This is a genomic window from Pseudonocardia zijingensis (assembly GCF_042657305.1).
In the GTDB taxonomy this organism is placed as follows: Bacteria; Actinomycetota; Actinomycetes; order Mycobacteriales; family Pseudonocardiaceae; genus Pseudonocardia; species Pseudonocardia zijingensis.
The window spans coordinates 137484-162610 of record NZ_JBHSKO010000008.1; the positions used below are offsets into that span (position 1 = coordinate 137484).

At 73.2% G+C, this 25127-nt stretch carries 25 protein-coding genes and 1 pseudogene; 9 read left to right on the forward strand and 17 right to left on the reverse strand.

Going from position 1 to position 25127, the window contains the following annotated elements; translation table 11 throughout:
- Positions 1–2: 2 nt before the first annotated feature.
- A complete protein-coding gene (locus ACFPL3_RS18320) occupies positions 3–659 on the forward strand; it encodes a potassium channel family protein (protein WP_343945594.1) in 657 nt (218 codons plus the stop codon).
- 11 nt (positions 660–670) lie between these two features.
- On the opposite strand, the gene ACFPL3_RS18325 is transcribed toward ACFPL3_RS18320, so the two are convergent.
- From ACFPL3_RS18325 to dut, 4 genes are all read right to left on the reverse strand, one after another.
- Positions 671–1264 (reverse strand): DUF3159 domain-containing protein, encoded by a 594-nt coding sequence (locus tag ACFPL3_RS18325; protein ID WP_343945593.1) that lies wholly within the window; start codon positions 1262–1264, stop codon positions 671–673.
- Between the two features lie 91 nt (positions 1265–1355).
- Positions 1356–1739, reverse strand: coding sequence for an OB-fold nucleic acid binding domain-containing protein (locus ACFPL3_RS18330; protein WP_343945592.1), 384 nt, complete (start codon positions 1737–1739; stop codon positions 1356–1358).
- Positions 1740–2059: 320 nt separating this feature from the next.
- The gene (locus tag ACFPL3_RS18335; protein WP_379589393.1) at positions 2060–5383 is read right to left on the reverse strand and encodes a DUF3710 domain-containing protein; all 3324 of its coding nucleotides are present in this window, start codon (positions 5381–5383) and stop codon (positions 2060–2062) included.
- Positions 5383–5838 (reverse strand): dUTP diphosphatase, encoded by a 456-nt coding sequence (gene dut, locus ACFPL3_RS18340; protein WP_343938847.1) that lies wholly within the window; start codon positions 5836–5838, stop codon positions 5383–5385. The genes ACFPL3_RS18335 and dut overlap by 1 nt, the downstream gene beginning before the upstream one ends.
- 98 nt (positions 5839–5936) lie before the next feature.
- On the opposite strand from dut, the gene ACFPL3_RS18345 reads away from it, so the two are divergent.
- Positions 5937–6416: a DUF3093 domain-containing protein gene (locus ACFPL3_RS18345; RefSeq protein WP_343938837.1), complete on the forward strand. Its 480-nt coding sequence runs from the start codon at positions 5937–5939 to the stop codon at positions 6414–6416.
- A gap of 85 nt (positions 6417–6501) precedes the next feature.
- Here the strand turns inward: ACFPL3_RS18345 and ACFPL3_RS18350 are convergent, their stop codons facing one another.
- Positions 6502–6804: a DUF4193 domain-containing protein gene (locus tag ACFPL3_RS18350; protein WP_075949968.1), complete on the reverse strand. Its 303-nt coding sequence runs from the start codon at positions 6802–6804 to the stop codon at positions 6502–6504.
- 248 nt (positions 6805–7052) lie between these two features.
- Between ACFPL3_RS18350 and ACFPL3_RS18355 the strand changes: the two genes are divergently transcribed.
- Entirely contained in the window at positions 7053–8162 is a 1110-nt protein-coding gene (locus ACFPL3_RS18355) for a phosphotransferase family protein (protein ID WP_343938832.1), read from the forward strand.
- Positions 8159–8821 carry an envelope integrity protein Cei gene (gene cei / locus ACFPL3_RS18360; RefSeq protein WP_343938830.1) on the forward strand — a complete coding sequence of 221 codons (663 nt, stop codon included), beginning with the start codon at positions 8159–8161 and terminating at the stop codon, positions 8819–8821. The genes ACFPL3_RS18355 and cei overlap by 4 nt, the downstream gene beginning before the upstream one ends.
- Positions 8822–9743: 922 nt before the next feature.
- Here cei and ACFPL3_RS18365 read toward each other — a convergent pair.
- Complete coding sequence (locus ACFPL3_RS18365) at positions 9744–10559, reverse strand: inositol monophosphatase family protein (RefSeq protein ID WP_379589436.1); 816 nt, start codon at positions 10557–10559, stop codon at positions 9744–9746.
- A gap of 281 nt (positions 10560–10840) precedes the next feature.
- Between ACFPL3_RS18365 and ACFPL3_RS18370 the strand changes: the two genes are divergently transcribed.
- Positions 10841–12268 (forward strand): RNA polymerase sigma factor, encoded by a 1428-nt coding sequence (locus ACFPL3_RS18370; protein ID WP_343938845.1) that lies wholly within the window; start codon positions 10841–10843, stop codon positions 12266–12268.
- Positions 12269–12355: 87 nt separating this feature from the next.
- Here ACFPL3_RS18370 and ACFPL3_RS18375 read toward each other — a convergent pair whose 3' ends face one another.
- Genes ACFPL3_RS18375 through ACFPL3_RS18390 form a run of 4 tightly spaced genes read right to left on the reverse strand, consistent with a single transcriptional unit; the run spans position 12356 to position 15530 of the window.
- Positions 12356–13363, reverse strand: a complete 1008-nt coding sequence (locus ACFPL3_RS18375; protein ID WP_343938826.1) for an amidohydrolase family protein — start codon at positions 13361–13363, stop codon at positions 12356–12358.
- A 32-nt stretch (positions 13364–13395) separates the two neighbouring features.
- Entirely contained in the window at positions 13396–13665 is a 270-nt protein-coding gene (locus ACFPL3_RS18380; protein ID WP_343938825.1) for an ATP-binding protein, read from the reverse strand.
- A 3-nt stretch (positions 13666–13668) separates the two neighbouring features.
- The gene (locus ACFPL3_RS18385; RefSeq protein ID WP_379589395.1) at positions 13669–14850 is read right to left on the reverse strand and encodes a sensor histidine kinase; all 1182 of its coding nucleotides are present in this window, start codon (positions 14848–14850) and stop codon (positions 13669–13671) included.
- Complete coding sequence (locus ACFPL3_RS18390) at positions 14847–15530, reverse strand: response regulator transcription factor (protein ID WP_343938843.1); 684 nt, start codon at positions 15528–15530, stop codon at positions 14847–14849. The genes ACFPL3_RS18385 and ACFPL3_RS18390 overlap by 4 nt, the downstream gene beginning before the upstream one ends.
- Positions 15531–15917: 387 nt before the next feature.
- Here ACFPL3_RS18390 and ACFPL3_RS18395 point away from each other — a divergent pair, with 387 nt between their 5' ends.
- Both ACFPL3_RS18395 and ACFPL3_RS18400 read left to right on the forward strand, forming a co-directional pair.
- Entirely contained in the window at positions 15918–16964 is a 1047-nt protein-coding gene (locus ACFPL3_RS18395; protein WP_343938821.1) for a carbon-nitrogen hydrolase family protein, read from the forward strand.
- Positions 16957–18297: an MFS transporter gene (locus ACFPL3_RS18400; protein WP_343938819.1), complete on the forward strand. Its 1341-nt coding sequence runs from the start codon at positions 16957–16959 to the stop codon at positions 18295–18297. Before ACFPL3_RS18395 ends, ACFPL3_RS18400 begins: the two co-directional genes overlap by 8 nt.
- A gap of 9 nt (positions 18298–18306) precedes the next feature.
- Here the strand turns inward: ACFPL3_RS18400 and ACFPL3_RS18405 are convergent, their stop codons facing one another.
- Positions 18307–19101, reverse strand: a complete 795-nt coding sequence (locus ACFPL3_RS18405) for a helix-turn-helix domain-containing protein (RefSeq protein WP_343938817.1) — start codon at positions 19099–19101, stop codon at positions 18307–18309.
- A gap of 106 nt (positions 19102–19207) precedes the next feature.
- Positions 19208–19948 carry an isocitrate/isopropylmalate family dehydrogenase gene (locus ACFPL3_RS18410; protein ID WP_343938815.1) on the reverse strand — a complete coding sequence of 247 codons (741 nt, stop codon included), beginning with the start codon at positions 19946–19948 and terminating at the stop codon, positions 19208–19210.
- Here ACFPL3_RS18410 and ACFPL3_RS18415 point away from each other — a divergent pair.
- Positions 19932–20198 (forward strand): annotated as a pseudogene (locus ACFPL3_RS18415) (hypothetical protein); the annotation flags it as partial. The gene ACFPL3_RS18410 and the pseudogene ACFPL3_RS18415 sit on opposite strands and share 17 nt — an antisense overlap.
- A 56-nt stretch (positions 20199–20254) precedes the next feature.
- On the opposite strand, the gene ACFPL3_RS18420 reads toward ACFPL3_RS18415, so the two are convergent.
- Positions 20255–20449, reverse strand: a complete 195-nt coding sequence (locus ACFPL3_RS18420) for a hypothetical protein (protein ID WP_343938849.1) — start codon at positions 20447–20449, stop codon at positions 20255–20257.
- Here ACFPL3_RS18420 and ACFPL3_RS18425 point away from each other — a divergent pair.
- Positions 20381–20968, forward strand: coding sequence for a LysR substrate-binding domain-containing protein (locus tag ACFPL3_RS18425; RefSeq protein ID WP_379589439.1), 588 nt, complete (start codon positions 20381–20383; stop codon positions 20966–20968). The genes ACFPL3_RS18420 and ACFPL3_RS18425 overlap by 69 nt on opposite strands.
- Here ACFPL3_RS18425 and ACFPL3_RS18430 read toward each other — a convergent pair.
- Genes ACFPL3_RS18430 through ACFPL3_RS18445 form a run of 4 tightly spaced genes read right to left on the reverse strand, consistent with a single transcriptional unit; the run spans position 20961 to position 25122 of the window.
- Positions 20961–21680: an ABC transporter ATP-binding protein gene (locus ACFPL3_RS18430; protein WP_343938813.1), complete on the reverse strand. Its 720-nt coding sequence runs from the start codon at positions 21678–21680 to the stop codon at positions 20961–20963. The two genes, ACFPL3_RS18425 and ACFPL3_RS18430, sit on opposite strands and share 8 nt — an antisense overlap.
- Positions 21677–22519 carry an ABC transporter ATP-binding protein gene (locus ACFPL3_RS18435; RefSeq protein WP_343938811.1) on the reverse strand — a complete coding sequence of 281 codons (843 nt, stop codon included), beginning with the start codon at positions 22517–22519 and terminating at the stop codon, positions 21677–21679. Before ACFPL3_RS18435 ends, ACFPL3_RS18430 begins: the two co-directional genes overlap by 4 nt.
- Complete coding sequence (locus ACFPL3_RS18440) at positions 22520–24199, reverse strand: branched-chain amino acid ABC transporter permease (protein WP_343938810.1); 1680 nt, start codon at positions 24197–24199, stop codon at positions 22520–22522.
- The gene (locus ACFPL3_RS18445) at positions 24196–25122 is read right to left on the reverse strand and encodes a branched-chain amino acid ABC transporter permease (RefSeq protein ID WP_343938808.1); all 927 of its coding nucleotides are present in this window, start codon (positions 25120–25122) and stop codon (positions 24196–24198) included. The genes ACFPL3_RS18440 and ACFPL3_RS18445 overlap by 4 nt, the downstream gene beginning before the upstream one ends.
- Positions 25123–25127: the final 5 nt, after the last annotated feature.

Consider the following 25127-nt stretch of genomic DNA (forward strand, 5'->3'; position numbering starts at 1 on the left):
GCATGCGCATCGCGATCGCGGGGGCGGGCGCCGTCGGCCGGTCCATCGCTCTGGAGCTGGTGGAGAACGACCACCAGGTGATGCTCATCGAGCGCGAGCTCGCCAACATCGACCCGGAGGCCGTCGAGCGCGCCGAGTGGGTGCACGCCGACGCCTGCGAGCTGGCCTCCCTCGAGGAAGCCGGCCTGGAGAGCTGCGACGTCGTCATCGCCGCCACCGGCGACGACAAGGTCAACCTCGTCGTGTCGCTGCTCGCCAAGACGGAGTTCGCGGTGCGCCGCGTGGTCGCCCGGGTGAACGACCCCCGCAACGAGTGGCTGTTCAGCGAGAACTGGGGCGTGGACGTCGCCGTGTCCACCCCCCGGCTGCTCGCCGCGCTCGTCGAGGAGGCCGTGGCGGTCGGCGACCTGGTGCGGCTGCTGACGCTGCGCCAGGGCCAGGCCAACCTCGTGGAGGTCACGCTGCCCGACGGCACCCCGCTCGCCGGGCGGCCGGTGAAGTCGCTGGAACTGCCCGTCGACTCCGCGCTCGTGGTGATCCTGCGCGGCGGGCGCGTGATCGTGCCGCAGGCCGACGACGGCCTCGAACCCGGTGACGAGCTGCTGTTCGTCGCCACCTCCGCCGTGGAGGAGGACATCCGGGCCGCGCTGGGCGTCTGACGTGCGGCCCGTCAGGCCGAGGCGGGCTCGCGACGGGCCCGGCGCACGACCCACACCGTGCCGAGCAGCGCGAGCCCGACGAGCGGGTAACCCATCGCCAGCCGGGCGATCCCGAGCCACGTCTCCTCGTCGGCGCTGTACAGCCAGCCCTGCACCACCACGCGCGCGGCGAACACGAGCGTCCACAGCCCGGTGGCGAAGGTGTAGGCGCGCAGCAGCCGCCGGTCGGAGCGCCACGACTGCCCGTCGCCGTTGACCGCGTGCCACACCACGCCGGCGAGCGGCCACCGCACGAACATCGACACCAGGAACGCCAGCCCGCACCCCGCGCTGAACAGCAGGCCGGGGAGGTAGAAGCCGCGCGCCTCACCGGTGCGGTAGGCGATGAACGCCGCGATACCCACGCCGAAGAGGCCCGACACGGCCGGCTGCAGCGGCTGCTTGCGCGCGATCCGCCACACCGCCACCGCGACGCCCGCGGAGAGCGCCGCGATCACCGCGGCCTGCAGCCCGAACGCCACGTTCGCCACGACGAAGACCGCGACCGGGATGGTGGAGGCGACGACGCCCTGCACGCCGCCCATCTGCTCGAGCAGGCTGGGCACCGCGGGCTCCGCCGCAGCGCCGTCAGGGTGCGACCCGTCGGCCGGGGACTCAGGAGGGGGACCTGGGGGCTGGCCTCGGGTCACGGTGCTCCTAGGGGGTGTTGGCCGGGCAGATCTCGTAGAACGGGTTGTAGAGGACCTTGTGCCCGTCCCGAAGGGCGAGCCGCCCGCGCACCCGCATGGTGCGCCCCGGCTCGATACCGGGGATGCGACGCCTGCCGAGCCAGATCAACGTGACACCGTCGGTGCCGTCGAACAGCTCGGCCTCCAGCGACGCCTCGGCGTCCTGTGGCCGGAACTCTACGCTGCGCAACCGGCCGAGCATCGTGACCTCCTGCCCGCACGCGGCCTCGGCCGCGCACTGCGCGCCGGACTTCTGCGCACCCGCTTCGAGATCATCGGCATCGAGCTCGTCGACATCACTGGTGAGCCGGCGAAGCATGCGGCGGAACGCACCGCCATCGCTGCTGGTCATGTCTCCCCCAGCTCGCTCGGCGCCTCCATGTGAGGCCGGAACATCCCCAGCGTAACCCGCATGAAACCCACTCCGCAGACCTCACGGGCCACTTCGTCGAGGGGTCACGCCGAGCGGTCGCCCGATCGCGCCGTCCGGGCCCGTCGGAGTGCCCGGATCGACCGTTCCGTCCGTTCCGTGCCGGGGCCCGCGCCCAGGCTGCGACGAACGGTCGCTCAGGCCCGGGCGCCGCGCCTCCGTGGTTCAGGAAAGCCACATTCAGGGCCTCTCCGGCCTTGAATGTGGCTTTCCTGAACTTCCGGCTCGGGGTGCGACGCCGATCAGCTCGAACGGCGGTGGCGCCGCCGGGGGCGGTTGGGGTCCAGCTCACCCAGCAGCGCCTCCAGCCGCACGGTGGGCGACCCGTCGCCCGCCCCGGCGTGCCTGCCGCGGCCGCGCCGCTCGGCGTGCTCGTCAGCGTCGGCGCCGGCATCGAGCGGTCCGTAGCGCCACGGCTGGGTCTCCGGCCCGCCCTCGCGCATCCGGCGGCGCCCGCCCGGCGCCTGCGGGTCCGGTCCCGCCTCGTCCCACGGGTCCTGCAGCCGACGCCTGCCGGAGGCGGAGACGCCGGTGTCCGCGGCCGGGCGATCGGCCTCCAGCGGGTTCGGACCGGTGTCCGCTCCCCGCCGGTCCCACGACCCGGTCGGCTGCCGGTCCGCACCCGGCTCACCGAACGCGTCGCGTCCCCGGGGCTCGCCGGCACCGTCCCACGGGTCCGGCAACCGCCGCCGACCCGACGCCGACACACCGAGGTCCGCCACCGCCGGCCCCGGAGCCCGGGGGCTCTCGGCGCGGTCCGAGAGGTCCTGCAACCGCCGCCTGCCGCTCGCGGAGACACCGGCGTCCGGCACAGCCGAACCCGGCCCAGCGAACGGCTCCCGCACCCGAGGCGCCTCGGCAACGTCCGAGGGGTCCGGTAGCCGCCGCCGACCGCCCGGACCCGGAACCCGCGGCCCCTCGGCGCTCTCCCAGGAGTCGGGCACCCGCCGCCGGCCGGTCCCGGAGATCCCGGTGTCCGGCACAGCCGGACCCGCATCACCGAACGGCTCCCGCACGCGGGGCCGGTCAGCACCATTCGGAGGCTCGTGCAACCGGCGCCGGCCGCTCGCGGAGACGCCCGCGTCGGCAGCCTCGTCCCACCGGGCGTTGCCGGCCAACCCGTACAGCTCCACCGGCTCGGGCGAACGCGGGCCCGGATCGGCGTCCCGGGGCTCCTGCAGGCGCCGCCGGCCGCTCGCGGAGATGCCGGCGTCGGCCACCGCCGAACCGGGCTCCCGCACCCGAGGCCCCTCGGCCCCGTCCCACGAGTCCAGCGACCGCCGCCGACCCGACGCCGACACACCGGAATCCGCCACCGCCGGACCGGCGCCGTCCCAGGGGTCTGACACAGCCGGACCCGGCTCACCGAACGACTCCCGCACGCGGGGCCGCTCCGTTCCGTTCGCAGGCTCCTGCAACCGGCGCCGACCACTCGCGGAGACGCCGGTGTCGCCGGCCACGTCCCATCGCCCGCCGCCGGTCGGACCGTACTGCCCGTACAGGTCGGCCCGGGGCTCCTGCAGGTGCCGCCGGCCGCTCGCGGAGACACCGGCAGCCGCGTCGACCGGACCCGGCCCTCGCATCCGGGACCCCTCGGCGGCGTCCCACGAGTCCGACAACCGATCCCGACCCGCCACCGCCGCACCGGGAGCCGGAGTCCGAGGGTCCTGGGCGCTCTCCCAGGGGTCCGGCAACCGCGGCCGGCGGCTGGCGGAGACACCGGCGTCTGCCGCCGCACCCGGCTCACCGAACGGCTCCCGCACGCGGGGCCGCTCCGCCCGTTCCGAAGGCTCCTGCAGCCGGCGCCGCCCCGACGCGGACACACCGGAATCCGCCGCCGAACCCGGCTCGCGCAGGCGGGGCCGCTCAGCCTCGTCCAAGGGCTCCGGCAACCGGCGCCGACCGCTCGCGGAGACACCCGCGTCGGCGGCCGCGTCCCACCGACCGCTGCCGGCCGGCCCGTACGGCTCGATCGGGTCGACCGGGCGCCGGCCCGGCCCGGTGTCCCGGGGCTCGTACAGGCGCCGGCGGCCCGTGTCGGCCACTCCGGCACCGGTCTCGTCCCACGGCTCCCGCAGCGCCCGCCGGCCGCCCTGCTCGCGGGGCGGCGCCGGGGGTTCGTCGCGCGGTTGCCCCAGGTGCCGCCGCCCGGTGCCGGAGACCCCGGTGTCGGCGACGGCCCCGCCCGGCTCCCACGGCTCGTGCAGGCGCCGCCTGCCCGAGGCGGAGACGCCGGTGTCCCGCGGATCGCCCGCGACCGGCCCGGGCCCGCCGAGCGGCGCGGCGCCCGGCTCCCTCAGAGACCGCCGGCCGCCGTCCCGCTCGGTGACCTGCCAGGGCGCCGTGGCCCCCACCGCACCCTCTGGTTCGGGCAGCCTGCGCCGCCCGCCCGGGGCCGGCTCGCCGAGCGGAGGCTCCGGCAGGTGGCGCCGCCCGCCCGGCGGCACCGGCGGGGACGGGGGCTCGTCGCGCAGCCGCCGCCGGCCGCCCGAGCCCGGCTCGACCAGACGCAGCGCCTCCGTGGGGGGCAGGTCCGCAGCGGCCGCGGGCAGGGCCTCCGTGACCGGGGGCGCCTCCACCGGCGGCGCCTCGCGTCGGGGCTTCGCAGGCCGCGTGCGCCACGCCCCGGCCGCCGCCCGCCGCGCGGACGGCGCCTGCTCGCGAAGCGGGGCGTCCGGGGCGGGGCCGGTGGCGATCGTGCCGGGGGCACCGGGACCCTCGTCGGCACCGAGGGCGGCCGCCCGCTCCTCCGCCGCCTGCTCCACGAGCGCCTCGGCCGCCGCCTTCACCGCCGCGGCCGCGGCCGCCTTCCGGGCTGCTGCTCTGCGCGCCGCCGCCTTCTTCGCGGCAGCGGTGTTGACGTCCGACTTCGGCGGGGCCGTCTTGCCCGGCGCGGCCTTCCCGGGTGCCGACTTCCCGGCCGACCGCTTCCGCGACGCCGTGACCGCGGAGGCCGCGGCCGCCTCGGCGGCGAGGTGGTCCGGCACGGAGAGCGGCAGGATCGTGCGCACCGGGTAGGGCTGCTTGCCCCGCATCACGACCGTGCCGCGCAGCATGCGGCGCAGCTCGGCGTCCAGCGGGGCCGCGTCGGCGGTGGGCCCGGTGGCCACGCCGTACAGCATCCAGCGGGCGCCGTCGACGCCGATGAACACCGAGGTGGCACCGCCCGAGGTGGCGTGCAGCTCGCGGCCCCAGTCGCCGGAGAACGACCGCACCCGCGCACCGCCCTCGCGCAGCGACGCGTCGATCTCGCCGGCCAGCTCGGGCCACAGCTTGGAGGTCTTCGGCGCGGCGAGCGCGCTCACCGACAGCCGCCCCTCGGGCAGGGCGATGTGCACGGCCTGCATCCGGCCGCCGGCCGTGGGCTCGACGGTGACGGTGCCCTCGGGCGGCACGGGCACGCGGATCGACCCGAAGTCGACGAGCCCGGCGGCATCGGTGACCTCGGGGTCGAGGGCGTCGCCGTCGTGCGGGCCGGTGGGCGGGAGCGCGTGCACGGTGTCGAGCGCGAGCCCGCCCCCGTCGGCCGTCTCCTCGGGCCGGACGCTCCGGTCGCGTCGTGCCACTACGTCCCGTCCTCGGCGTGCAACCGCTCATGTCCGCCCGTGGAGCCGTACCCGCCGGCGCCGCGGTCGGAGGGGGGCAGTTCCTCCACCTCGACGAACCGGGCGTGCTCGACCTTCTGCACCACGAGCTGCGCGATCCGGTCACCCCGGCGCAGTCGCACCTCGGTGCGCGGGTCGGTGTTGATCAGGCAGACGCGGATCTCCCCGCGGTAACCGGCGTCGACGGTGCCCGGAGCGTTGACGATCGACAGCCCGGTGCGGGCGGCGAGACCGGACCGCGGGTGGACGAACCCCGCGTAGCCCCACGGGAGGGCGATCGCCACACCCGTGCCGACGACGGCCCGCTCACCGGGGCCGAGCACCACGTCCTCGGTGCACCGCAGGTCGGCGCCCGCGTCGCCGGGCTGCGCGTAGGAAGGCGCGGGCAGCTCGGGGTCGAGCCGCGTGAGGAGCACCTCGACGGTGGGCGCCGGGACGAACGGTGCGGTGAGCGGCTCGCGGTGGGGAGCATCGACGGGGCCGGGCACGACGGGCGACGTTACCCTCGGGTCCTGTGAGCGAGAACCCGGCGACCACTCCCGATGCGACGTCCGGCACCCCTCGGTTCGACGAGCGGTTGTCGGTGCCGCTGTGGTGGTACCTGCCGGCCATCGGACTCGCGGTGCTGCTGGGCGCAGAGGTGCACATGGGCTACCCGGGCGTGCGCTCGTGGATCGGCTACGCGATCACGGTGCCGCTCTGCATCGGCGCGCTGTTCTGGCTGGGGCACATCCGGGTGCGGGTGGCCGACGGCGTGCTGCACGCGGGCGAGGCGCGGCTGCCGCTGCGCTACGTCGGCCAGGTGGACGTCGTGCGGCGGGAGGACAAGCAGCAGGCCCTGGGCCCCGACCTCGACCCCGCCGCCAACCTGGTGCACCGCGCGTGGATCGGCCCGGTCGTCCGGATCGAGGTCACCGACCCGGCCGACGACACGCCGTACTGGATCGTCAGCACGCGGGACCCGGACGCACTGGTCGCGGCGCTCGGACGCTGACGGGCGCCCCGGGACACGACCCGGATACGACACAGCCCCGAACCGCCGTGCGGTTCGGGGCGTCGCCCCCCGGTGACCGGGGGGATCAGGCCGCGCAGTCGCGGCAGATGAACTGCCCACCGCTGCTGGACGCGAGCCGGCTGCGGTGGTGGACGAGGAAGCAGCTCGCGCAGGTGAACTCATCGGCCTGCTTGGGCAGCACCTTGACCGTGAGCTCCTCGCCGGACAGGTCGGCGCCCGGCAGCTCGAAGCTCTCCGCCGTGTCCGACTCGTCGACGTCCACGACCGACGACTGGGCCTCGTTGCGACGGGCCTTCAGCTCGTCGAGCGAGTCCTCGGCCATGTCGTCGGTCTCGTTGCGCCGCGGCGCGTCGTAGTCGGTCGCCATCGTTCCCACCCTCTTACACACATGTCGTCGTCGTGCGGCTGGACAACGCCCTGGGGCCGGGGTTTGTGCCCGGCAATTCTGTGACGCATGTCTCAACCCAGCCCCACTCACGGTCGCGATGCGCTATCGCGCCCGCGATGGTGGAGCTCCCCCTCGGGGCGCCGAAGGGTAACCCAGGCCGCGGGCGTTCACACCCCTGCCCGTGTCGCCCGGAGGTGGCGTCCGTCTGCGCGGTTAGGGTTCCCGCCGTGGCTGTCTCTCCCGAGCGCGACGAGCGCGCGCGCAGCGGCCCCGCGCCGGTGCCGGGGGCCGCCCCCTCCGCAGTGGGCCGCTGGCTCGCCGACGAGCTCGGCGACGAGCGCTGGCTCCACTGCACCCTGCACCCCATCGGGGGCGGCCGGTCGAACCTCACCTACCGGGTGGAAAGCCCCGCTGGCGCCGTGGTGCTGCGCCGCCCGCCGGTGGGCCGCGTCGCGGCCACGGCCCACGACATGGGGCGCGAGCGGCGGGTGATCACGGCCCTCGCAGGCACCGCCGTGCCGGTACCGGCGGTGCTCGCCGCCACCACGGGCGGACCACCGGTCGACGCGCCCTGCTACGTGATGGAACTCATCGAGGGCGTCGTCCCGGTGGGCGAGTTGCCGCCCGGCTGGGCCGCCACCGAGCAGGAGCGGCGCGCGGCGAGCACGGCGCTCGTCGACGTGCTCGTCGCCCTGCACGCCGTCGACCCGCACGCCGTCGGCCTCGGCGATTTCGGCCGCCCGGAGGGCTTCCTCTCCCGGCAGGTGCGGCGCTGGGTGGCCCAGTGGGAGCAGGCCCGCGACGGCGTACCCGCCGACCCCGCCACCGCGGCCGAGCTGTCGCGCCTCGCGGAGCGGCTCGCCGACGCGGTGCCCGCCACCCAGCGGCACACGATCGTCCACGGCGACTACCGCATCGACAACTGCCTGTTCGACGCCGCCGACCCCGGCCGCATCCGGGCGGTGCTCGACTGGGAGCTCTCCACGCTCGGCGACCCCCTCGCCGACCTCGGGCTCCTTCTCGTCTACTGGCACCAGGCCGACGAGCACCCGGTATGGCGGGCGGCGCAGCACCTGCCGAGCCCCACCCGGCTGCCCGGCTTCCTGCGCCGCGACGAGGTGGCGGCCGCCTACGCCGCGGGCACCGGGCTCGACCTCGCCCCGCTGCCGTGGTACGTCGCCTTCGGTGCGTTCAAGCTGGGCGTCGTGCTCGCCGGCATCCTCGCGCGCGTGCAGGCCGGGATGGTGCCCGCATCCATGGCCGCCGGCCTCGACGGCAGCCTCGCCCCGCTCGTCGCGCTGGGCCACCACGTGCTCGCGGAGGGACTCGACCGATGACCGCTGCCCGTACCCGCCCCTACCAGCGCCGCAGGCGGGGGCCGGTGATCGTCGTCGTCAGCGTGCTGGCGGTGCTGGCGATCGCGACGTGGAGCGTCGTGTTCGTCAACGCGGGCGGCGCGGCGAGCGCCACGTCCTGCCCGACGCCCGCCGCCCAGCCGGCGGGCGAGGTGCTCTCCACCGGTGCGCTGGACGCCGTGCCGCCCGTCCCGCCCGCCACCACGCAGGTGCGCGTGCTCAACGCGGGCGGGCAGCGCGGGCAGGCGAGCCTGGTGGCCGCGCAGCTCGGCGACCTCGGGTTCTCCGTCACCGGCACCGACAACGACCCGCTCTTCCCCGACGAGGACATGGAGTGCTACGGCCAGCTGCGCTTCGGCGCGGCCGGCGAGGCGACGGCCAGCACGCTCCTGCTCGTGATGCCGTGCGCCGAGCTCGTGCGCGACGGCCGCCCCGACGCCGGCGTGGACGTGTCCGTGGGCACGGGCTTCGGCGACTTCAACCCGGGCCGCGCGGCGCGCGACGCGCTCGACCAGCTCAGCGAGCCGGGCGGCGGCACCGACGGCGCGGCCAACGCCGACCCGAACGCCGCCGCGGCCGCCCCCGCCCCCATGACCGTCGACCCGGAGCTCGTCGAAGAGGCGCGCGACGCCAGCTGCTGAGCCCTGCAGGGCAATCAGCCCCCGGCATGCGCGGGCGGGCCGCCCGCCGCTCGCACACCACCTGTGGGGCTCTCACACCGACTGCAACCGACGTGCGAACACCACACCCGATGTGCGACCACGAAACCGGTGCGCGAGACCGCCCAGCCGCCGGCCGCCACCGCGCTCACACACCACCGGTAGGCCCCACACACCAACTGCAACCGGTGTCCCGCCACCACAACCGGTGCGCGACCACGAAACCAGTGCGCGAGACCGCCCAGCCGCCGGCCGCCACCGCGCTCACACACCACCGGTAGGCCCCACACACCGACTGCAACCGGTGTGCCAGCACCACAACCGGTGCGCGAGCACGAAATCGATGTGCGACGCCGCCGCGCGGCCGCCGACGCAGACGCTCCGATGCACCGGCGCCACTGGTCGCGCGCAAGCCGCCACTGATCGTCGACGCCCTCACACACCACCAGTGGCGCCCACACACCGACTGCAACCGATGTGCCAGCACCACAACCGATGCGCGACCACGAAACCAGTGCGCGAGACCGCCCAGCCCCGGCCGCCACCGCGCTCACACACCACCGGTAGGCCCCACACACCAACTGCAACCGATGTGCCAGCACCACAACCAATGCGCGACCACGAAACCGATGTGCGACACCACCACCGCCGCCGGCACCGCCTCACACACCGACATACGCGCCCACACACCAACTGCAACCGATGTCTCGCCACCACAACCGATGCGCGACCACGAAACCAGTGCGCGAGACCGCCCAGCCGCCGGCCGCCACCGCGCTCACACACCACCGGTAGGCCCCACACACCGACTGCAACCGGTGTGCCAGCACCACAACCAATGCGCGACCACGGAACCGGTGTGCGAGGGCCGCCGGTGCCGACGCCACCGGGCGTGCGCGGGCCGTCAGACCTCGGCGGCGCCGTGCTTGCGCGCCAGGTCGGCGAGGGCCTCGGCGATGGCGGGGGTGGCGGCGAAGAGGGCGTCGGGGCCGAGGCCGTCGTCGGGGGGCACGCTGCCGGTGGGGCCGGGTGTGCGCACGAGCGCGCCGGCCTCCTCGGCGATGAGCGCGCCGGCGGCCCAGTCCCACCAGTTGCAGCCGTGTTCGAGGTAGGCGTCGGCCCAGCCGGCGGCGACGGCGCAGAGGTCGAGGGAGGCGGCGCCCGCCCGCCGCACGTCGCGCACGTGCGGCAGCATGCCGCTGATCATGCGGACCTGACGGGTGCGGCGCTCGGCGCGGTAGGAGAAGCCGGTGCCGAGCAGTGACAGCGACAGCTCGGTGGCCCCCGACACGCGCAGCGGGCGCCCGTCGAGGGTGGCGCCCGCACCCACGGCGGCGCTCCACAGGCGGCCGGAGGCGGGTTCGATGACGGCGCCCGCCACCGACCGGCCGTCGCGGACGGCGGCCACGGAGATGGCGTACCAGGGCATGCCGTAGAGGAAGTTGACCGTGCCGTCGATGGGGTCGACGAGCCACATGGTGCGCGACTCGCCCGCGGTGCTGCCGTGCTCCTCCCCCACGACGGCGTCGCCGGGGCGCAGCGCGGCGAGGCGCTCGCGGATGAAGACCTCCAGCGCGTGGTCGGAGGCGGTGACGACGTCGGTGGGGGTGCTCTTCGTGGCCACGCCCTCGGCCGCCGCGCCGCGCTCGTCCCACGGGCGGGGCAGCCCGGCGAGGTGCTCGGCGGCACCCTTGACGATGTCCTCGGCGGTTCGGCGCAGGTCAGCGGGCTCGTCTCCGGCGGGAGCGGCCGGGCCGGCGGGACTGCTCGCAGCGGTGGGGCTGGCCTCGTTCACGGTCACCATCCGATCACACGGGTGTGCGCGCGTGTGCGCGCCGGGCCGAGCGGGCGCAGCTTCAGCCCACTGCGGCACACGCAGTTACAATGGCGCAGTACCCCGGAGCGGGATGGCCCTCAACACCAGAGACCGAGCGCCATCGGCCGAGGTACCAGCACAACATTCTCGACCAGCAGCCGGAGCTCGACGTCTCCCGGCGCACCATAGAGCGCACGCAGCGAGAGGGCCTAGTGGCAGCCGCAGACTCCGCAACCCGAATCGACCCGACCGTCGACCCGGCGACAGGTCCCGCCCCCGCTCGCCGATCCGGCAAGCGATCGGGTGCCTCCACCAAGACCGGCACCACCCGGTCCCGCACGGGCGCGACCAAGGGTGGGGCCGCCAAGACGGCGGGCAAGTCCACGAAGAAGGCGGGCCCGGCCGGCGACGGCGAGCCCACCGACCTCGACGGCGAGGTAGAGCTGGACGGCGCTGCCGAAGCCGAGCTCGAGGACGTCGACGTCGATCTGGACCTCGGTGAGGACGTCGCCGAGGTCGTGGACGACGACGATGACGACGACGATGACGACGACGAGGAGGTCGCCAACACCGGCGCCAACCGTCGTGCGCCCACCACGCGCAGCTCGCAGCAGAAGCAGTCGGCCGACTTCGTCTGGGACGAGGAGGAGTCCGAGGCGCTGCGCCAGGCGCGCAAGGACGCCGAGCTCACGGCTTCCGCCGACTCGGTCCGCGCATACCTGAAGCAGATCGGCAAGGTCGCGCTGCTCAACGCGGAGGAGGAGGTCGAGCTCGCCAAACGGATCGAGGCGGGCCTCTACGCCGCGGAGCGGATGCGCCGCTCGATCGACGCAGGCGAGAAGGTGTCGCCGCAGCTGCGCCGCGACCTGCGCTGGATCGTCCGCGACGGTGAGCGCGCCAAGAACCACCTGCTCGAGGCCAACCTGCGCCTCGTCGTGTCGCTGGCCAAGCGCTACACGGGCCGCGGCATGGCGTTCCTGGACCTGATCCAGGAGGGCAACCTGGGCCTCATCCGTGCGGTCGAGAAGTTCGACTACACCAAGGGCTACAAGTTCTCGACCTACGCCACGTGGTGGATCCGCCAGGCCATCACCCGCGCGATGGCCGACCAGGCCCGCACCATTCGCATCCCGGTGCACATGGTCGAGGTCATCAACAAGCTCGGCCGCATACAGCGCGAGCTGCTCCAGGACCTGGGCCGCGAGCCCACGCCGGAGGAGCTGGCCAAGGAGATGGACATCACCCCGGAGAAGGTGCTGGAGATCCAGCAGTACGCCAGGGAGCCCATCTCGCTCGACCAGACCATCGGTGACGAGGGCGATTCGCAGCTCGGCGACTTCATCGAGGACTCCGAGGCGGTCGTCGCGGTCGACGCGGTGAGCTTCACGCTGCTGCAGGACCAGCTGCAGTCGGTGCTGGCCACCCTGTCGGAGCGCGAGGCGGGTGTCGTGCGGCTGCGGTTCGGCCTCACCGACGGCCAGCCGCGCACGCTCGACGAGATCGGCCAGGTCTACGGGGTCACGCGCGAGCGCATCCGGCAGATCGAGTCCAAGACGATGTCGAAGCTGCGCCACCCGTCGCGGTCGCAGGTGCTGCGCGACTACCTCGACTGAGATCGATCTAGCCCCGAGCCGGTGACCAGCGGGAACGCGGGTCACCGGCTCGTCGGTGCGCAGGATGCGATCCCGGTCGTCAGACTTTCATTCCGAACAGTTTTTCCGCATTTCGGAACGCGATCTTCTCCTTGTCCTCGCGTGGCAGATCGACCCCCGGAACCAGTCGGTTTGGACTTTCATGTCCGCAAACGGGTAGTCGGTTGCGAACATCACCCGGTCCACACTCATGTACCTCAGCAGGAGATCGAGCAGTTCAGTCTGGGGGAACGCACTGGTCGTGAACCAGAAGTTGTCATGGAAGTACTGCTCGAACGGCTTGTCCAGGCTCCGCTCGGTCACTTCGGTCATCTTCTCCAGGATGCGCCTGTAGAAGAACGGAAGCCCCTCCCCCATGTGACCGATGATGATCTGGAGCCCGGGATGCCTGTCGAACACCCCTGAGGTGATCACCCGGACGCACTGGGTGACGACTTCCTGGTGCCATCCATATGCGGAGATGCTGAGAACCTGGTCCTGGAACTCCTCCTGGTATTCCGGCCGCATGTTGCTGTAGTAGATCTGGAACACCTCGTCGGGCGGAAGGCCCGGATGGATGTAAATCGGCTTGCCCAGGGATTCGGCTCGCGCCAGAAGAGGCTCGAAGTCAGGATGGTCGAGGAATTTCTTCCCGATGATGCCATTGGTCAGACATCCCAGGAAGCCATCCTGCCGAACTGCGCGTTCCAGTTCGTCGGCCGAGGCCTCCGGACTCTGCAGCGGCAAGGTCGCAAATGCCTGGAACCGCCCGGGATAGGTGGCCATCGGCCCCTCGACGAGCATCTTGTTGAGACGATGCGCGAAGTCGATGCCCTCTTGACCTGGCACATTCTGCACACCTGGCGTGTGCGCGGACAGGATCTGCACGTTGATCCCCGCATCATCCATCGCGCCGATGCGGCGCGGGCCGATCTCGGCGAGCCCGGTGTCCTCGAGGAACAGCCGGTCGTTCAGCACCATCAGCTCATGGGTGGAGAAGGTCTCTTCCGTGCCGATGATGGGCAGGTCCTGGTCATGTCGGTCTCTCTTCAGGTGTCCGGTGGTGCGATCTGACACCGACTTCCTATCGACCGAATCTGAAACGACCGTTAGAACGCGTTGTCCTCCCCGGCGGTGAGCCGCGCGATCGGGGCGGGCGGCTCGGCAGCCGGAAGGTCGACCCGGAGCAGCGCGCCACCGCGTGCGGACCGGGCGACGGTGACCCGGCCGCCGTGGGCGTCGACGACCCGCTGCACGATCGACAGCCCCAGACCGGATCCCGGCAACGCCCGGGCGCTGTCGGCACGGTAGAAGCGGTCGAACACCCGCGGCACGTCGGCGGCGTCGATGCCCGGCCCGGCGTCGTCGACCTCGAGCACCGCCTACGCCTCTTCGGCACGGAGCCGGACCTGGACCGGCTGGTCCGCGGGGGAGAACTTGCCGGCGTTGTCGACGAGGTTGAGCACCGCCCGCTGGAGCGCAGCGGGACGGCCACTCACCCACACGGATGCGACGTCGAGCGCGATCTCGATGTCGGGCACGCGGGAACGCACGCGGGTCGTGGCGGTCCCCACGACGTCGGCGAGGTCGAGCAGCTCGGTGCTCTCGTCGTTGACGTCACCGCGCGCCAGGTCGGTCAGCTCGGCGGCGAGGTTGCTCAACTCGGCCACCTGGGCGCCGAGGTCGTTGAGCAGCCGGGTCCGGCTCTCGGCCGGCAGTGCGCTGTCCAGGGTGCCGCGCCGGCCGAGCCGGATCAGCAGTTCGACGTTGAGACGCAGGCTGGTGAGCGGGGTCCTGAGCTCGTGGGCGGCGTCCTCGGCGAGCAGCCGCTGGGCCCGGCGGGAGTCCCGGAGCGCGGCGAGCATGTCGTTGATCGACCGGATCAGCCGCCGGATCTCCCCACCGCCCTCGTCCGGGAGGTCGGCGTCGAGATCCTGGGTGTGCGCGACACGGACCGCGGCGGCGGTCAGCCGGTCGATCGGTGCCAGCCCGGTCCGCGCCACGGTCCGCCCGACGAGGGCGCCGCCGACCACGCAGAGCAGCCCGGTCACCAGCATGCCCCACCCGAACCGGTCGATCGGGGCGTCGTCGGCGACGCGGGCGGCCACCTGGACCGCGCCGTCGCCCGCCCGGAGCGTGTAGATGAGGTAGCCGTCCTCGTCGGTGCCGTTCGACTCCACCAGGTCGGCCGACGCGCCCTGCGCCACCGGCCCGGCGTGCTCGCTGACCGGGGGCAGCGCGGGTTGGCCGGCCGGCGTCCGGGTCGAGCCGTCGGGCAGGACGACCCGGACCAGCCGACCCGCTCCGGGATACGGCGGTAGCTGGACCTGCGCCAGACCGGCGCGCTCCGCGCTCGTCGCCAGGACGCGGGAGTCGGCGCGCAGCTGTTCCTCGGCGGTGTCCTGCAGCTCCGAGTCCAGCAGCTCGATGGCCACCTGCAAGGCCACGAACACGCTGACCGCGATGGCCGTCGCCGCGATCACCGTCAGCCTGGTCCGCAGGGACCGCCTGCGCCACCACCGGGCCGGCCGTCGCCAGCCCCAGCGGGCGGCGCTCCTGTTCATGGAGGAGTCTCGCGCAACGTGTACCCGAGGCCGCGCAGCGTGTAGATCAATCGCGGCTCTCCCCCGGCCTCCATCTTGCGGCGCAGGTAGCTCACGTACACCTGGAGGTTGTTGGCGGTGGTGCTCATGTCGAAGCCCCAGATCGCTTCGAACAGCGCCGCGCGGGTCAACACCCGGGTCGCGTTGCGCATCAGGACGTGCAGCAGGGAGAACTCGGTCCGGGTCAGGTGCAGTGGCCGCGCGCCCCGCCACGCCTCGAACCTGTCGGGATCGAGCCGGACGTCGGCGAACGAGAGGATCTGCGACTCGTCGTCGCCCGGCGTGCGCCGACGCAGCAGGGCCCGCACCCGGGCCAGCAACTCCTCGGTGGCGAACGGCTTGGGCAGGTAGTCGTCAGCGCCCGCGTCCAGCCCCGCGACCCGGTCGGAGACCTGGTCCCGGGCGGTCAGCATCAGCACCGGCAGATCCCGGCCCGCCGCCCGCAACCGCCGGCAGGTCTCCAACCCGCCGAGGCGGGGCATCATCACGTCGAGGACGAGCAGGTCCGGCGGGTCATCACCCACCCCGTCGAGCACGGCGAGACCGTTGGCGACGGTGCTGGTGTCGTAGCCCTCGACCTGGAGCACCCGCTCCAGCGACTCACGGATGGCCGCCTCGTCATCCGCGATCATGATCCGCACGCCGGCCCGCCCCCAGTCGATGCTGTGCGGCTCATCGTCCCCGAGCAACCTGAGGCCAGGGTTGAAGCGCCGCAATCCCGCGGTAACGCCGCGGACCCGCGGGATTCTCATCGCCGTTCACGCGCACGAATGTGACGGACGTCACCAAGAACGCCGCACGGAACGGCTCGCGCCCGCTCTGACGCCCGCCTACCTGGCACGACGCGCGCGGCAACGCGAAGCGCGAACCACCTTACCGGATGTTGTCGAAATTCGTCGACACTCCACCCCCCTCGCAAGCTCTTCTTCCCTAGCACGTAGAGCACCTATCGTCCCCGACCACGCGGCCGGTTCGCCCCTCAGGTGGCTGCGATCGTCGAGATGTGACGACAACCGGGAAGGACATCCATGCCCCCACTCACCCTCCCCCGCGTCCGGGTGGCCGCCGTGCAGGCCGCCCCGGTGTTCCTCGACCTGCAAGCCAGCCTCGACAAGGTCGACGACCTGGTCGCCGCGGCTGCCCGCGACGGCGCCGAGCTCGTGGTCTTCGGCGAGGCGTTCCTCGCCGGGTTCCCGGTCTGGAACGGGGTCCTCGCCCCGATCGACCAGCACGACCTGCACGAGCGCCTGGTGGCCGAGTCCCTCGAGGTGCCCGGGCCGGCCGCGGAACGCCTCGCCGCCACGGCCCGCCGCCACGACGTGGTGCTGTCGATCGGCGTGAACGAGCGCAACCCGCACAGCCTCGGCCAGGTGTGGAACGCCAACCTCGTCTTCGACCGCACCGGGGAGCTGGTGAACCACCGGCGCAAGCTCGTGGCCACCTGGTACGAGCGGCTCACCTGGTCGCACGGCGACGCGCACGACCTGCGCCCCGCGGAGCTGGACGGCTGGAAGCTGGGCGCGCTGATCTGCGGCGAGAACACCAACACGCTGGCCCGGTTCACGCTGCTCGCGCAGGGCGAGCGCATGCACGTCGCGACGTTCCCGCCCGCGTGGCCCTTCGACGGCCGCCCCGACGAGCGCGACTACGACCTCGAGGACAGCATCCGGCTGCGCTGCGGCGCCCACTCGTTCGAGGGCAAGGTGTTCACGGTCGTCGCGTCGACGGCGCTCGACGACGAGGCGCTGCAGGCGGTGGCGCGCGGTGACTCGCGGCTGGAGAAGCTGCTCACCGCGCACCCGACGGCCTCGATGGTGATCGGGCCGGACGGCCGCCCGGTCGCGGGGCCGCTGGTGGGCAAGGAGGGGATCCTGCACGCCGAGGTCGACCTGCAGCGCGAGGTGGTGGCGAAGCAGGCGCACGACGTGGTCGGCACCTACAACCGCGCCGACATCTTCCAGCTCTCCGTCGACACGCGTCGCCACTCCATCATCCGGCCGCACGGCGGCGAGCCGGAGGAGACGCGCACGGTCCTGCACGTCGGCACCGACGAGGAGGAGGCCCGCCGTGGCTGAACACGCCGCCCCCTCGACCGTCCAGACGAGCCCGGCCGCCGCGCAGCGCGAACCGGCCGGCACCCGCAGGGCGCGCCGGCACGCCCTGCGTGCGGCGATGTTCGGCTTCTTCGTCGACATGTACGACGTCTACCTGCCGGTCATCGCGCTGGCCCCGGCGATCGCCTACTTCTCCGGCACCGGGTCGAGCACCGTGCAGAACGCGACGCTCACCGGCGCGATCTTCGCGGCGTCGCTGCTGGGGAGGCCCCTCGGCTCGTTCATCTTCGGCTCGATGGGCGACCGACTCGGCCGCAGGCGCACCACGATCGTCGTCGCGATCGGGTTCACGATCTGCACCGGCCTGATCGCGCTGCTGCCCGGGTACGCGACGATCGGGGTGGCGGCCCCGATCGTCCTGGTGCTGCTGCGCCTGCTCGACGGCGTGTTCCTCGGTGGCGAGTACACCGCGGCGAACCCGCTCGCGATGGAGTACGCGCCGCGGGAGAAGCGTGGCCTGTACGGCTCGCTGCTCAACGTCGGCTACCCAGGTGCGCTCGCCTTCATCACGGTGCTGACGATCGCCCTGCTCGCCGTGCTGCCCTCCGACGGCCCCGAGTCCGCGTACGCGGTGTGGGGGTGGCGGATCCCGTTCGCGATCGGGTTCGTGCTGTCGGCGCTGATCGTCGTCTACTACGTGCGCTCGGTACCGGAGTCGGAGCTGTGGAGCAAGGTCGCGAAGCAGGACCGCCCGCTGCGCACGCTGTTCTCGCGGGCGCACGCGCGCAGCCTGACGATCGCGTTCGTGGTCGGCACCGGTGCCTGGTTGACCCTCGACGCCACGATCGGCGTGTTCGCCGGCCACTTCAAGGGGCTCGGCGTGCCCAGCGCGCCGGTGAACATCGCGATCCTGATCGCCGCGCTGGTGGCGCTGCCGCTGTTCCCTCTGATCGGGGCCTGGGGGCAGCGGATCGGGCGGCGCGAGCTGTTCATGGTCCTCGGTGCGGTCAACCTGGTCGTCTCCCCGGTGCTGCTGGCGCTCGCGGTGTCCGGCGCCCCCGCGGCCGCGCCCGTGCTGGTCTACGGGGCGCTCGCGCTGCTGCTCTCGCTCACGGTCTGGGCCGTGATCTCGGCCTTCCTCATGGAGATGTTCCCCGTGGAGGTCCGCTCGTCGGGCTACGGGATCTGCTACAGCCTGCCCAGCGTCATCCCGGCGTTCTACCCGTACTTCATGGTCGGCCTGTCCGGCCTGATGCCCTACGGCTACACGCCGGTGGTGCTGCTCGCGCTGGGCGGCCTGTTCCTGATCGGGGGCGCGTGGATGTCGGCCGACCTGCGCCACCGCGAGATGTGACCCGTCTCCTCAGGCAGGCGTGCTGACCTTCCAGAGCACCTCGAACAGGTTCGTCTGGGTCTGCGCGTACTCGTGGCTCTCGATCATCATGGCGAACCCCTCCTCGCGTGAGGAGATCACCGCGACCCGGTCCTCGCCGATGATCGTGGTCATCGTGAAGACGTAGTCCTCCGGCGCGTAGCGGGCGAGCCGGAGGTCTGCGTCGCTCGTCGGCCACCGCAGCGCGACGTCGCGCTCGGCCGAGCGGACGACCCGCAGCGTCAACCCGTGTTCGCGGCGCCCGGCGACGTACTCCGTGAGGGCGTCCTCGCCGGGCACGACGAACAGGTCCTTCATGGAGAAGATCCCGCGGATGGGCGAGGGCCAGCCGAGCGTCTCGAACAGCGCCTCCCGGATGCCCGCGACGCCTTCGAGGTAGCGCACCTTCGGCCGGGCGCGCGCGGTGGACTGCACCGCCCGCAGCTGGGGCACCAGGTCGTCGAGAAGCGCGCGCCTGCGCTCGATCTCCTCGTAGAGCCCGGACGGGTCGGCGGCGGTCAGCTCGCTGCGGCTGCGGTCCTCGCGCCGCCCGTCCTCACCGAAGTCGATCGTGCGCAGCAGCCCGCGCTCCAGCAGGCGCCGCGCCAGGTCGTAGCCGCTGGTGCGGCTCACCCCGGCCTCCTGTGCGGCCCGCGCGACGGTGGTGCGCCCCAGGGAGAGCACCGCGACGTAGAAGCGGGCCTCCCGGGTGTCGAGCCCCAGCTCCGCGAGCTGCTGCCACATCCCCCGGCCCTCCCAGGTGCTGTCGATGGAACTCGACAGCACTGTCTCACGACGCCCCCTGGTACGAACGGCACTCTCGTCCGATAGAGCGGTACGGGTGTGCCCTTCGTACGGCGGTCAGCGGCCGCGGAGGAAGTCGCGGAGCGCCTCACGCCCCCAGCGGCGCGAGCGCACCGGAGACGGCGCCGCCCGGGTGCAGCACGAAGTGGGCCGTGAGGATGTCGATGTGGAACTTGTCCACCTCGACGTCGGGGTACTCGACAGCCATCGCCGCCACGCGCTCGTCCCAGTACGGCATGGAGATCGAGATGCCGTTGCTCTTGGTGGCCGACGTCAGGTGCTTGCGCGGGCGGCTGCGCGCCAGCTCGAACGCGTAGCGCAGGATGCGGTCGACGCCCGTGCGGGTCATGACCGTCTCCTGCACCACGGTCTCCCGGTCGGTGCCCTCGAAGATCCTGCCGCCGATGCTGGAGTACTCGCCCTCGGTGTTCTCCCGCACGACGAGCAGGTCGACGCCGCCCGGGGCGCGGCCGGCCAGCGGGCTCGCCACCCCGCGCAGCAGCTTCGCGGGCCGCAGCGAGACGTACTGGTCGAACCGGCGGCGGAACTGCAGCAGGCTTCCCCACAGCGAGACGTGGTCGGGCACGACGTCGGGCCACCCGACGGCACCGAAGAACAGGGCGTCGAAGTGGCGCAGCTGCTCGAACCAGTCGTCCGGGAGCATCGTGCCGTGGCGCAGGTAGTGCCCGGCGCCGGCGAAGCCGAACTCGGCCAGCTCGAGCTCGAACCCGAAGATCTCGGCGGCCGCGGTGAGCACCCGCACCCCCTCGGGGACGACCTCGGTGCCGATCCCGTCCCCGGGGATCACGGCGATGCGACGCGCGGCCACGGGTGACCTCCCTGTCGGTGTGCCCTGGATTTCCCCTGGCGTCTCCGGCAAGGAAGGCCGGCGAAGCGCGGTACGAACCAGACAGCCTTTCCTCAGGAGAAAGGAACGCCGTGGACCTCCCGGGCATCGACGACCTCCGCTTCTTCGCCGGGGTCTGCGCGGCGAGCACCCTCACCGAGGCGGGGCACCGGTGGGGGTCTCGGTGTCGGCGGTGAGCAAGCGGCTCTCCCGGCTGGAACGGCGGCTGGGTGCCCAGCTGGTCAACCGCAGCACCCGCGGGTTGACGCTCACCCCGGAGGGCGAGCGCTACCGCGACGTCGCCGGCTCGGTGCTGCGCCAGATCGAGGACGGCGAGGACGAGATCGGCCGCCAGCAGCGCGCCTGCGCGGCCGGGTCGCCGTCCAGTCCTCGATCGGTCTCGGCCGGGCGCACATCGCGCCGCTGCTCGGCGAGCTGGAGTCCGAGCACCCGGACCTGCGGATCGACCTGGAGCTCTCCCACCTGCCCGTCCACGTCGCGGGGTCCGCCTTCGACTTCTCCGTGCGCGTCGGCAGGCTGCCCGACTCGCGCCTGCACTGGCGGATGCTGCACCGCAACCGCCGCGTCGTCTGCGCGTCACCGCAGTACGTGAGCCGCCGGGGCGTCCCGCGCACCCTCGACGACCTGGCCCGGCACGACTGCATCGTGCTGCGCGAGAACGACGCCGACTACGCGCTGTGGCGCTTCGGCACCGAGGACGATCCGGTCACCGTGCGGGTCGACGGTGCGCTGACCACCAACGACGGTGACGTGGCCGTCGACTGGTGTAGGGCGGGTCGCGGCCTGGTGATGCGCTCGCTGTGGCAGGTCGCCCCGCTGCTCGACGACGGTTCGCTCGTGCGGGTCCTGCCCGGGCTGCCGACGCCGCGGTCCGACATCGTCGCGGTCTTCCCGGAGCCGGGCCCGCTGCACCGGCGGATCGGCGACACGATCGACCACCTCGCCCGCGGGCTCGAACGCCGGCTGCCCGCCATCACGTGACGCCGTCGCCGAGGTAGGCCTCCTGCACGCGCGGGTCGGCGAGCAGCTGCGCCCCGGTGCCCGACAGCGTGGTGCGGCCGAGGTCGATCACGTAGGCCTGGTCGGCCAGCGACAGGGCCGCCAGCGCGTTCTGCTCCACGAGCAGCACGGTGGTGCCCGCGTCCCGCAGCGCGCGGACCGTCTCGAGGATCTGCCCGGTCATGATCGGCGAGAGCCCCATCGACGGCTCGTCGAGCATGAGCAGCTGCGGGCGCGACATGAGGGCCCGGCCGATGGCGAGCATCTGCTGCTCACCGCCGGAGAACAGGCCGGCCTTGGCGGTGCGGCGCTCGCCGAGCACCGGGAACATCGCGTAGACCCGCTCCAGGTCGCTCCGTATCCCGGGCTCGTCGCGGCGGGTGTGGGCGCCCAGGCGCAGGTTCTCCTCCACCGTCATGCGGGCGAAGAGCCGCCTGCCCTCCGGGCTGTGCGCCACCCCGCGGGCGAGGATCTCGTGCGCGGGCAACCGGTGCAGCGGCTCGCCGTCCAGGAGGATCTCCCCCGCGACGGGCCGCAGCAGCCCGGAGATCGTGCGCAGCGTGGTGGTCTTGCCCGCCCCGTTGCTGCCGATGAGGCTGACGATCTCGCCCCGGCCGACCGCGAACGACACGCCGCGCACCGCCTGGATGGCGCCGTAGGCCACCGTGAGGTCGCGGACCTCGAGGTAGCTCATCGCCCTCCTCCCGTCCCGGGCACCGGTGCGCCCAGGTAGGCCTCGACGACGCGGGGGTCACCCCGGACCACGTCGGGCCGGCCCTGCGTCAGGACCTGCCCGCGCACGAGCACCACCACGCGGTCGCAGAGGCCGAAGATGAACTTCGTGTCGTGCTCGATGACGACCACCGCGATCCCGAGCCCGCGGATGGCGAGGATCAGCCGCCGGGTGGCCTCGGTCTCGCGGGCGTTCATGCCTGCCGTGGGCTCGTCGAGCAGCAGTACCGCGGGATCGGTGGCCAGCGCACGGGCGATCTCGAGCCGGCGCTGGTCGCCGTAGGACAGGGCGCGCGCCTGCTCGTCGGCGATGCCGCTCAGCCCGACGAACGCCAGCAGCTCGTCCGCCCGCCGCGCGGCCTCCTCCTCGCTGCGCCGGAACGCCCGCCCGTGCAGCAACGACGACAGCAGGCCCTGCCGCATCCGCACGTGCCTGCCGACCAGCACGTTCTCCCGCGCGGTCATGCTCGGGAAGAGCCGGATGTTCTGGAACGTCCTGGCCACCCCGCGCTCGGTGACCCGCGCGGGGTCCTGGGGCAGGGGTTCCCCGCGCATCGTCACCGAGCCCGACGTGGGCGGGTACAGGCCGGTGAGGCAGTTGAAGAGCGTGGTCTTGCCCGCCCCGTTCGGGCCGATCAGCCCGATGACCTCGCCGTCGGCGAGCGTGAACGACACGTCCTGCAGCGCGGCGAGCCCGCCGAACCGCATGGAGACGCCGGCGGCCTCCAGCACCGGGTCACCTGCCACGACCGGCGCGCCGATCTCCACCGTGGGCTGGTCCCACAACGACTGCCCCGGCATTCAGCGGCCCGCCTTCACCGGCACCGCCGGCAGCGCAACGGTGGGCTGTTCCGGGTCGGAGACGAGCTCGGCCCGCCGGTGGACGTCGGGCACCAGGCCCTGCGGCCGGAACCGCATGATGAGGATCAGCGCGATCCCGAACAGCAGCAGCCGGTAGTCGGAGAACTCCCGCAGCTTCTCCGGGAGCACGAACAGGATCGACGCGCCGAGCACGGCACCGGGGATCGTCCCCATCCCGCCGAGGATCACGGCGGCGAGCAGGGTGACCGACTCGATGAACCGGAAGCTCTCGTAGGAGGCCGTGGCCGTCTTGTGCGCGTAGAAGGCCCCGGCCAGCCCGGCGAGCATCGCGCCCACCAGGAAGGCGAGGATCTTGACCTGCCCGGTGCGGATGCCCATCGCGCGGGCCGCGTCCTCGTCCTCCCGGATCGCGATCCACGCCCGGCCCAGCCGGGAGTCCTTCAGGTTGGCGAAGACGAGCATCGCCGCGGCGACGACGAGCACGACGAGCACGTAGTACGCCGCGCCCGCGGCCACCTCGACGGTGCCGAGCGCCAGCCGCTCGTCGAAGCCGTGGCCGAACAGCGACAGCGGCGGGATGCCGGGGATGGCGTTCGAGCCGCCGGTCAGGCCGCCGATGTCGTTCTGGGCGGACCGCACGAAGATCTCGCCGAAGGCGAGGGTGACGATCGCGAGGTAGTCGCCCCGGACCCGCAGGGTCGGCGACCCCACGATCGCGCCGAAGAACCCCGCCACCACCGCGCTGACGAGCATCACGAGCGGGAACGGCAGCTCGACGCCCACCCGCGCGGCCGCCGCACCGGAGAGGTTCGCCGCGACGAACGCCCCGATGCCGAGGAACGCGATGTAGCCCAGGTCGAGCAGGCCGGCCAGCCCCACCACGATGTTCAGCCCGATGGCCGCCGCGGCGTAGACGCCGATGTTCGCCGCGACCGTCATCCAGTACTCCGTGCCCGCCCCGGTGAACGGCAGGGCGAGCGCGCACGCCAGCAGCACCCCGACGCTGAACCCGCGGTGGCGCTCCGACACCGCCGCCACCCACGACGCCAGCCCGGACGCGTGCAGCGCGCCGATCCCCGCGCCGGCCGCGGCGAGGAACGACAGGAACACCGCGCCCGCGTACACGTTCGCCGCGCCGCCCTGCCCGCCGCTGGTGAGCACGGCCGAGACCACCAGCAGCAGGAGGACGAAGACGCCCAGCAGGATCAGCCGCTCCCACCACGGCGGCAACCGCCGGCGCCACGCCGGGACGGCCTCCTGCGGGCCGCGCCCACCGGCCACGAGAACCAGGACGCCGCCGGCCAGCGCGACGGGCGCCCCGAACGCCACGTCGGCGTCGGACACGGTGACGGCGCCGAGCCCGCCGCCCGCCACCGTGATCCACAGGCCGTTGACGGCGCTGACCGCGACGACGCCGACGCCGAGCGCACGCAGGATCCGCCCCTGCCCGGGAACCGTCACCAGCGCGAACACCACCACGGCGACCCCGAGGGCCAGCAGGTGCGCCCGGTAGCCGGTGACGCCGAACGGCTCGGTGAAGAACTCCAGGGTGGCCTTCGCCGGGTACGCCCCGTCGTTCAGCACGAAGGTGGCCCAGGGCAGGTACGTGCCGGCGACGGTGAGCACGCCGCCCGCGACCCGCAGCGGGGTGGCGATCATGCCCGCACCCGCTCCGGCTCGCCGAAGAAGCCCTGCGGCCGGTACACCAGCACCGCGATCAGCACCACGAAGATCCAGACGTAGTCGTAGGCCGTGCCGCCCGGCAGGTACTGCCCGCCGAGCGTCTTCACCAGCCCGATCACCATCCCGCCGACCACCGCGCCCCGGATGTTCCCGATTCCGCCGAGCACGGCGGCGGTGAACGCGAAGATCCCGGTCTGGAAGCCGATGTCGATGTTGACGAAGCCCAGGTCGGTCCCGTACAGGACGCCTGCCACCCCGGCGAGCACGCCGCCCAGCGCGAACGTCGTGACGATCACCCGGTCCGGGTCGATGCCCATCAGCCGGGCGATGTCCCGGTCCTGCGCGATCGCGCGCATCGCGCGGCCCTGCCGGGAGTGGTCGACGAACCGCTGCAACGCCACCGACAGCACCACCGACACCACGATGATCAGCAGTCCGCTGTAGCGGACGGGCACGCCGTCGCCGATCGGCACGACGTAGGCGCCCTCGAGGAACACCCGCGGGAACGGCAGCGGCGAGAAGGCGCCCGGGTAGAACACCCGCACCGCCTCCTGCAACGCGACCGACACCCCGAGCGCCGTGATCAGCGGGGCGAGGCGGGGCGCGTTGCGCAGCGGCCGGTAGGCGAACCGCTCCATCGCCACCGCCGCCGCTCCCGAGATCACGGCGCCCCCCGCGAGCAGCAGTGGCAGCGCGAGCCACCACTGCTGCTGCAGGACGGCGGGCAACAGGTAGGTGGAGATGGCGAGCCCGCCGTACGCACCCACCATGAACACCTCGCCGTGGGCGAAGTTGATCAGCTGGATGATGCCGTAGACCATCGTGTAGCCCAGTGCGATCAGCCCGATCAGCGACCCGAGCACCAGGCCGTTCACGATCTGCGACAGGAGTGTCGACACCGCCG

What these genes read in the sequence shown, in the direction of transcription:
- ACFPL3_RS18430 (WP_343938813.1), bottom strand. Translation starts at nt 21,680, where the DNA reads ATGAGCTACCTCGAGGTCCGCGACCTCACGGTGGCCTACGGCGCCATC.
- ACFPL3_RS18435 (WP_343938811.1), bottom strand. Translation starts at nt 22,519, where the DNA reads ATGCCGGGGCAGTCGTTGTGGGACCAGCCCACGGTGGAGATCGGCGCG.
- cei (WP_343938830.1), top strand. Translation starts at nt 8,159, where the DNA reads ATGACCGCTGCCCGTACCCGCCCCTACCAGCGCCGCAGGCGGGGGCCG.
- ACFPL3_RS18350 (WP_075949968.1), bottom strand. Translation starts at nt 6,804, where the DNA reads ATGGCGACCGACTACGACGCGCCGCGGCGCAACGAGACCGACGACATG.
- ACFPL3_RS18320 (WP_343945594.1), top strand. Translation starts at nt 3, where the DNA reads ATGCGCATCGCGATCGCGGGGGCGGGCGCCGTCGGCCGGTCCATCGCT.
- ACFPL3_RS18440 (WP_343938810.1), bottom strand. Translation starts at nt 24,199, where the DNA reads ATGATCGCCACCCCGCTGCGGGTCGCGGGCGGCGTGCTCACCGTCGCC.
- ACFPL3_RS18395 (WP_343938821.1), top strand. Translation starts at nt 15,918, where the DNA reads ATGCCCCCACTCACCCTCCCCCGCGTCCGGGTGGCCGCCGTGCAGGCC.
- ACFPL3_RS18385 (WP_379589395.1), bottom strand. Translation starts at nt 14,850, where the DNA reads ATGAACAGGAGCGCCGCCCGCTGGGGCTGGCGACGGCCGGCCCGGTGG.
- ACFPL3_RS18330 (WP_343945592.1), bottom strand. Translation starts at nt 1,739, where the DNA reads ATGACCAGCAGCGATGGCGGTGCGTTCCGCCGCATGCTTCGCCGGCTC.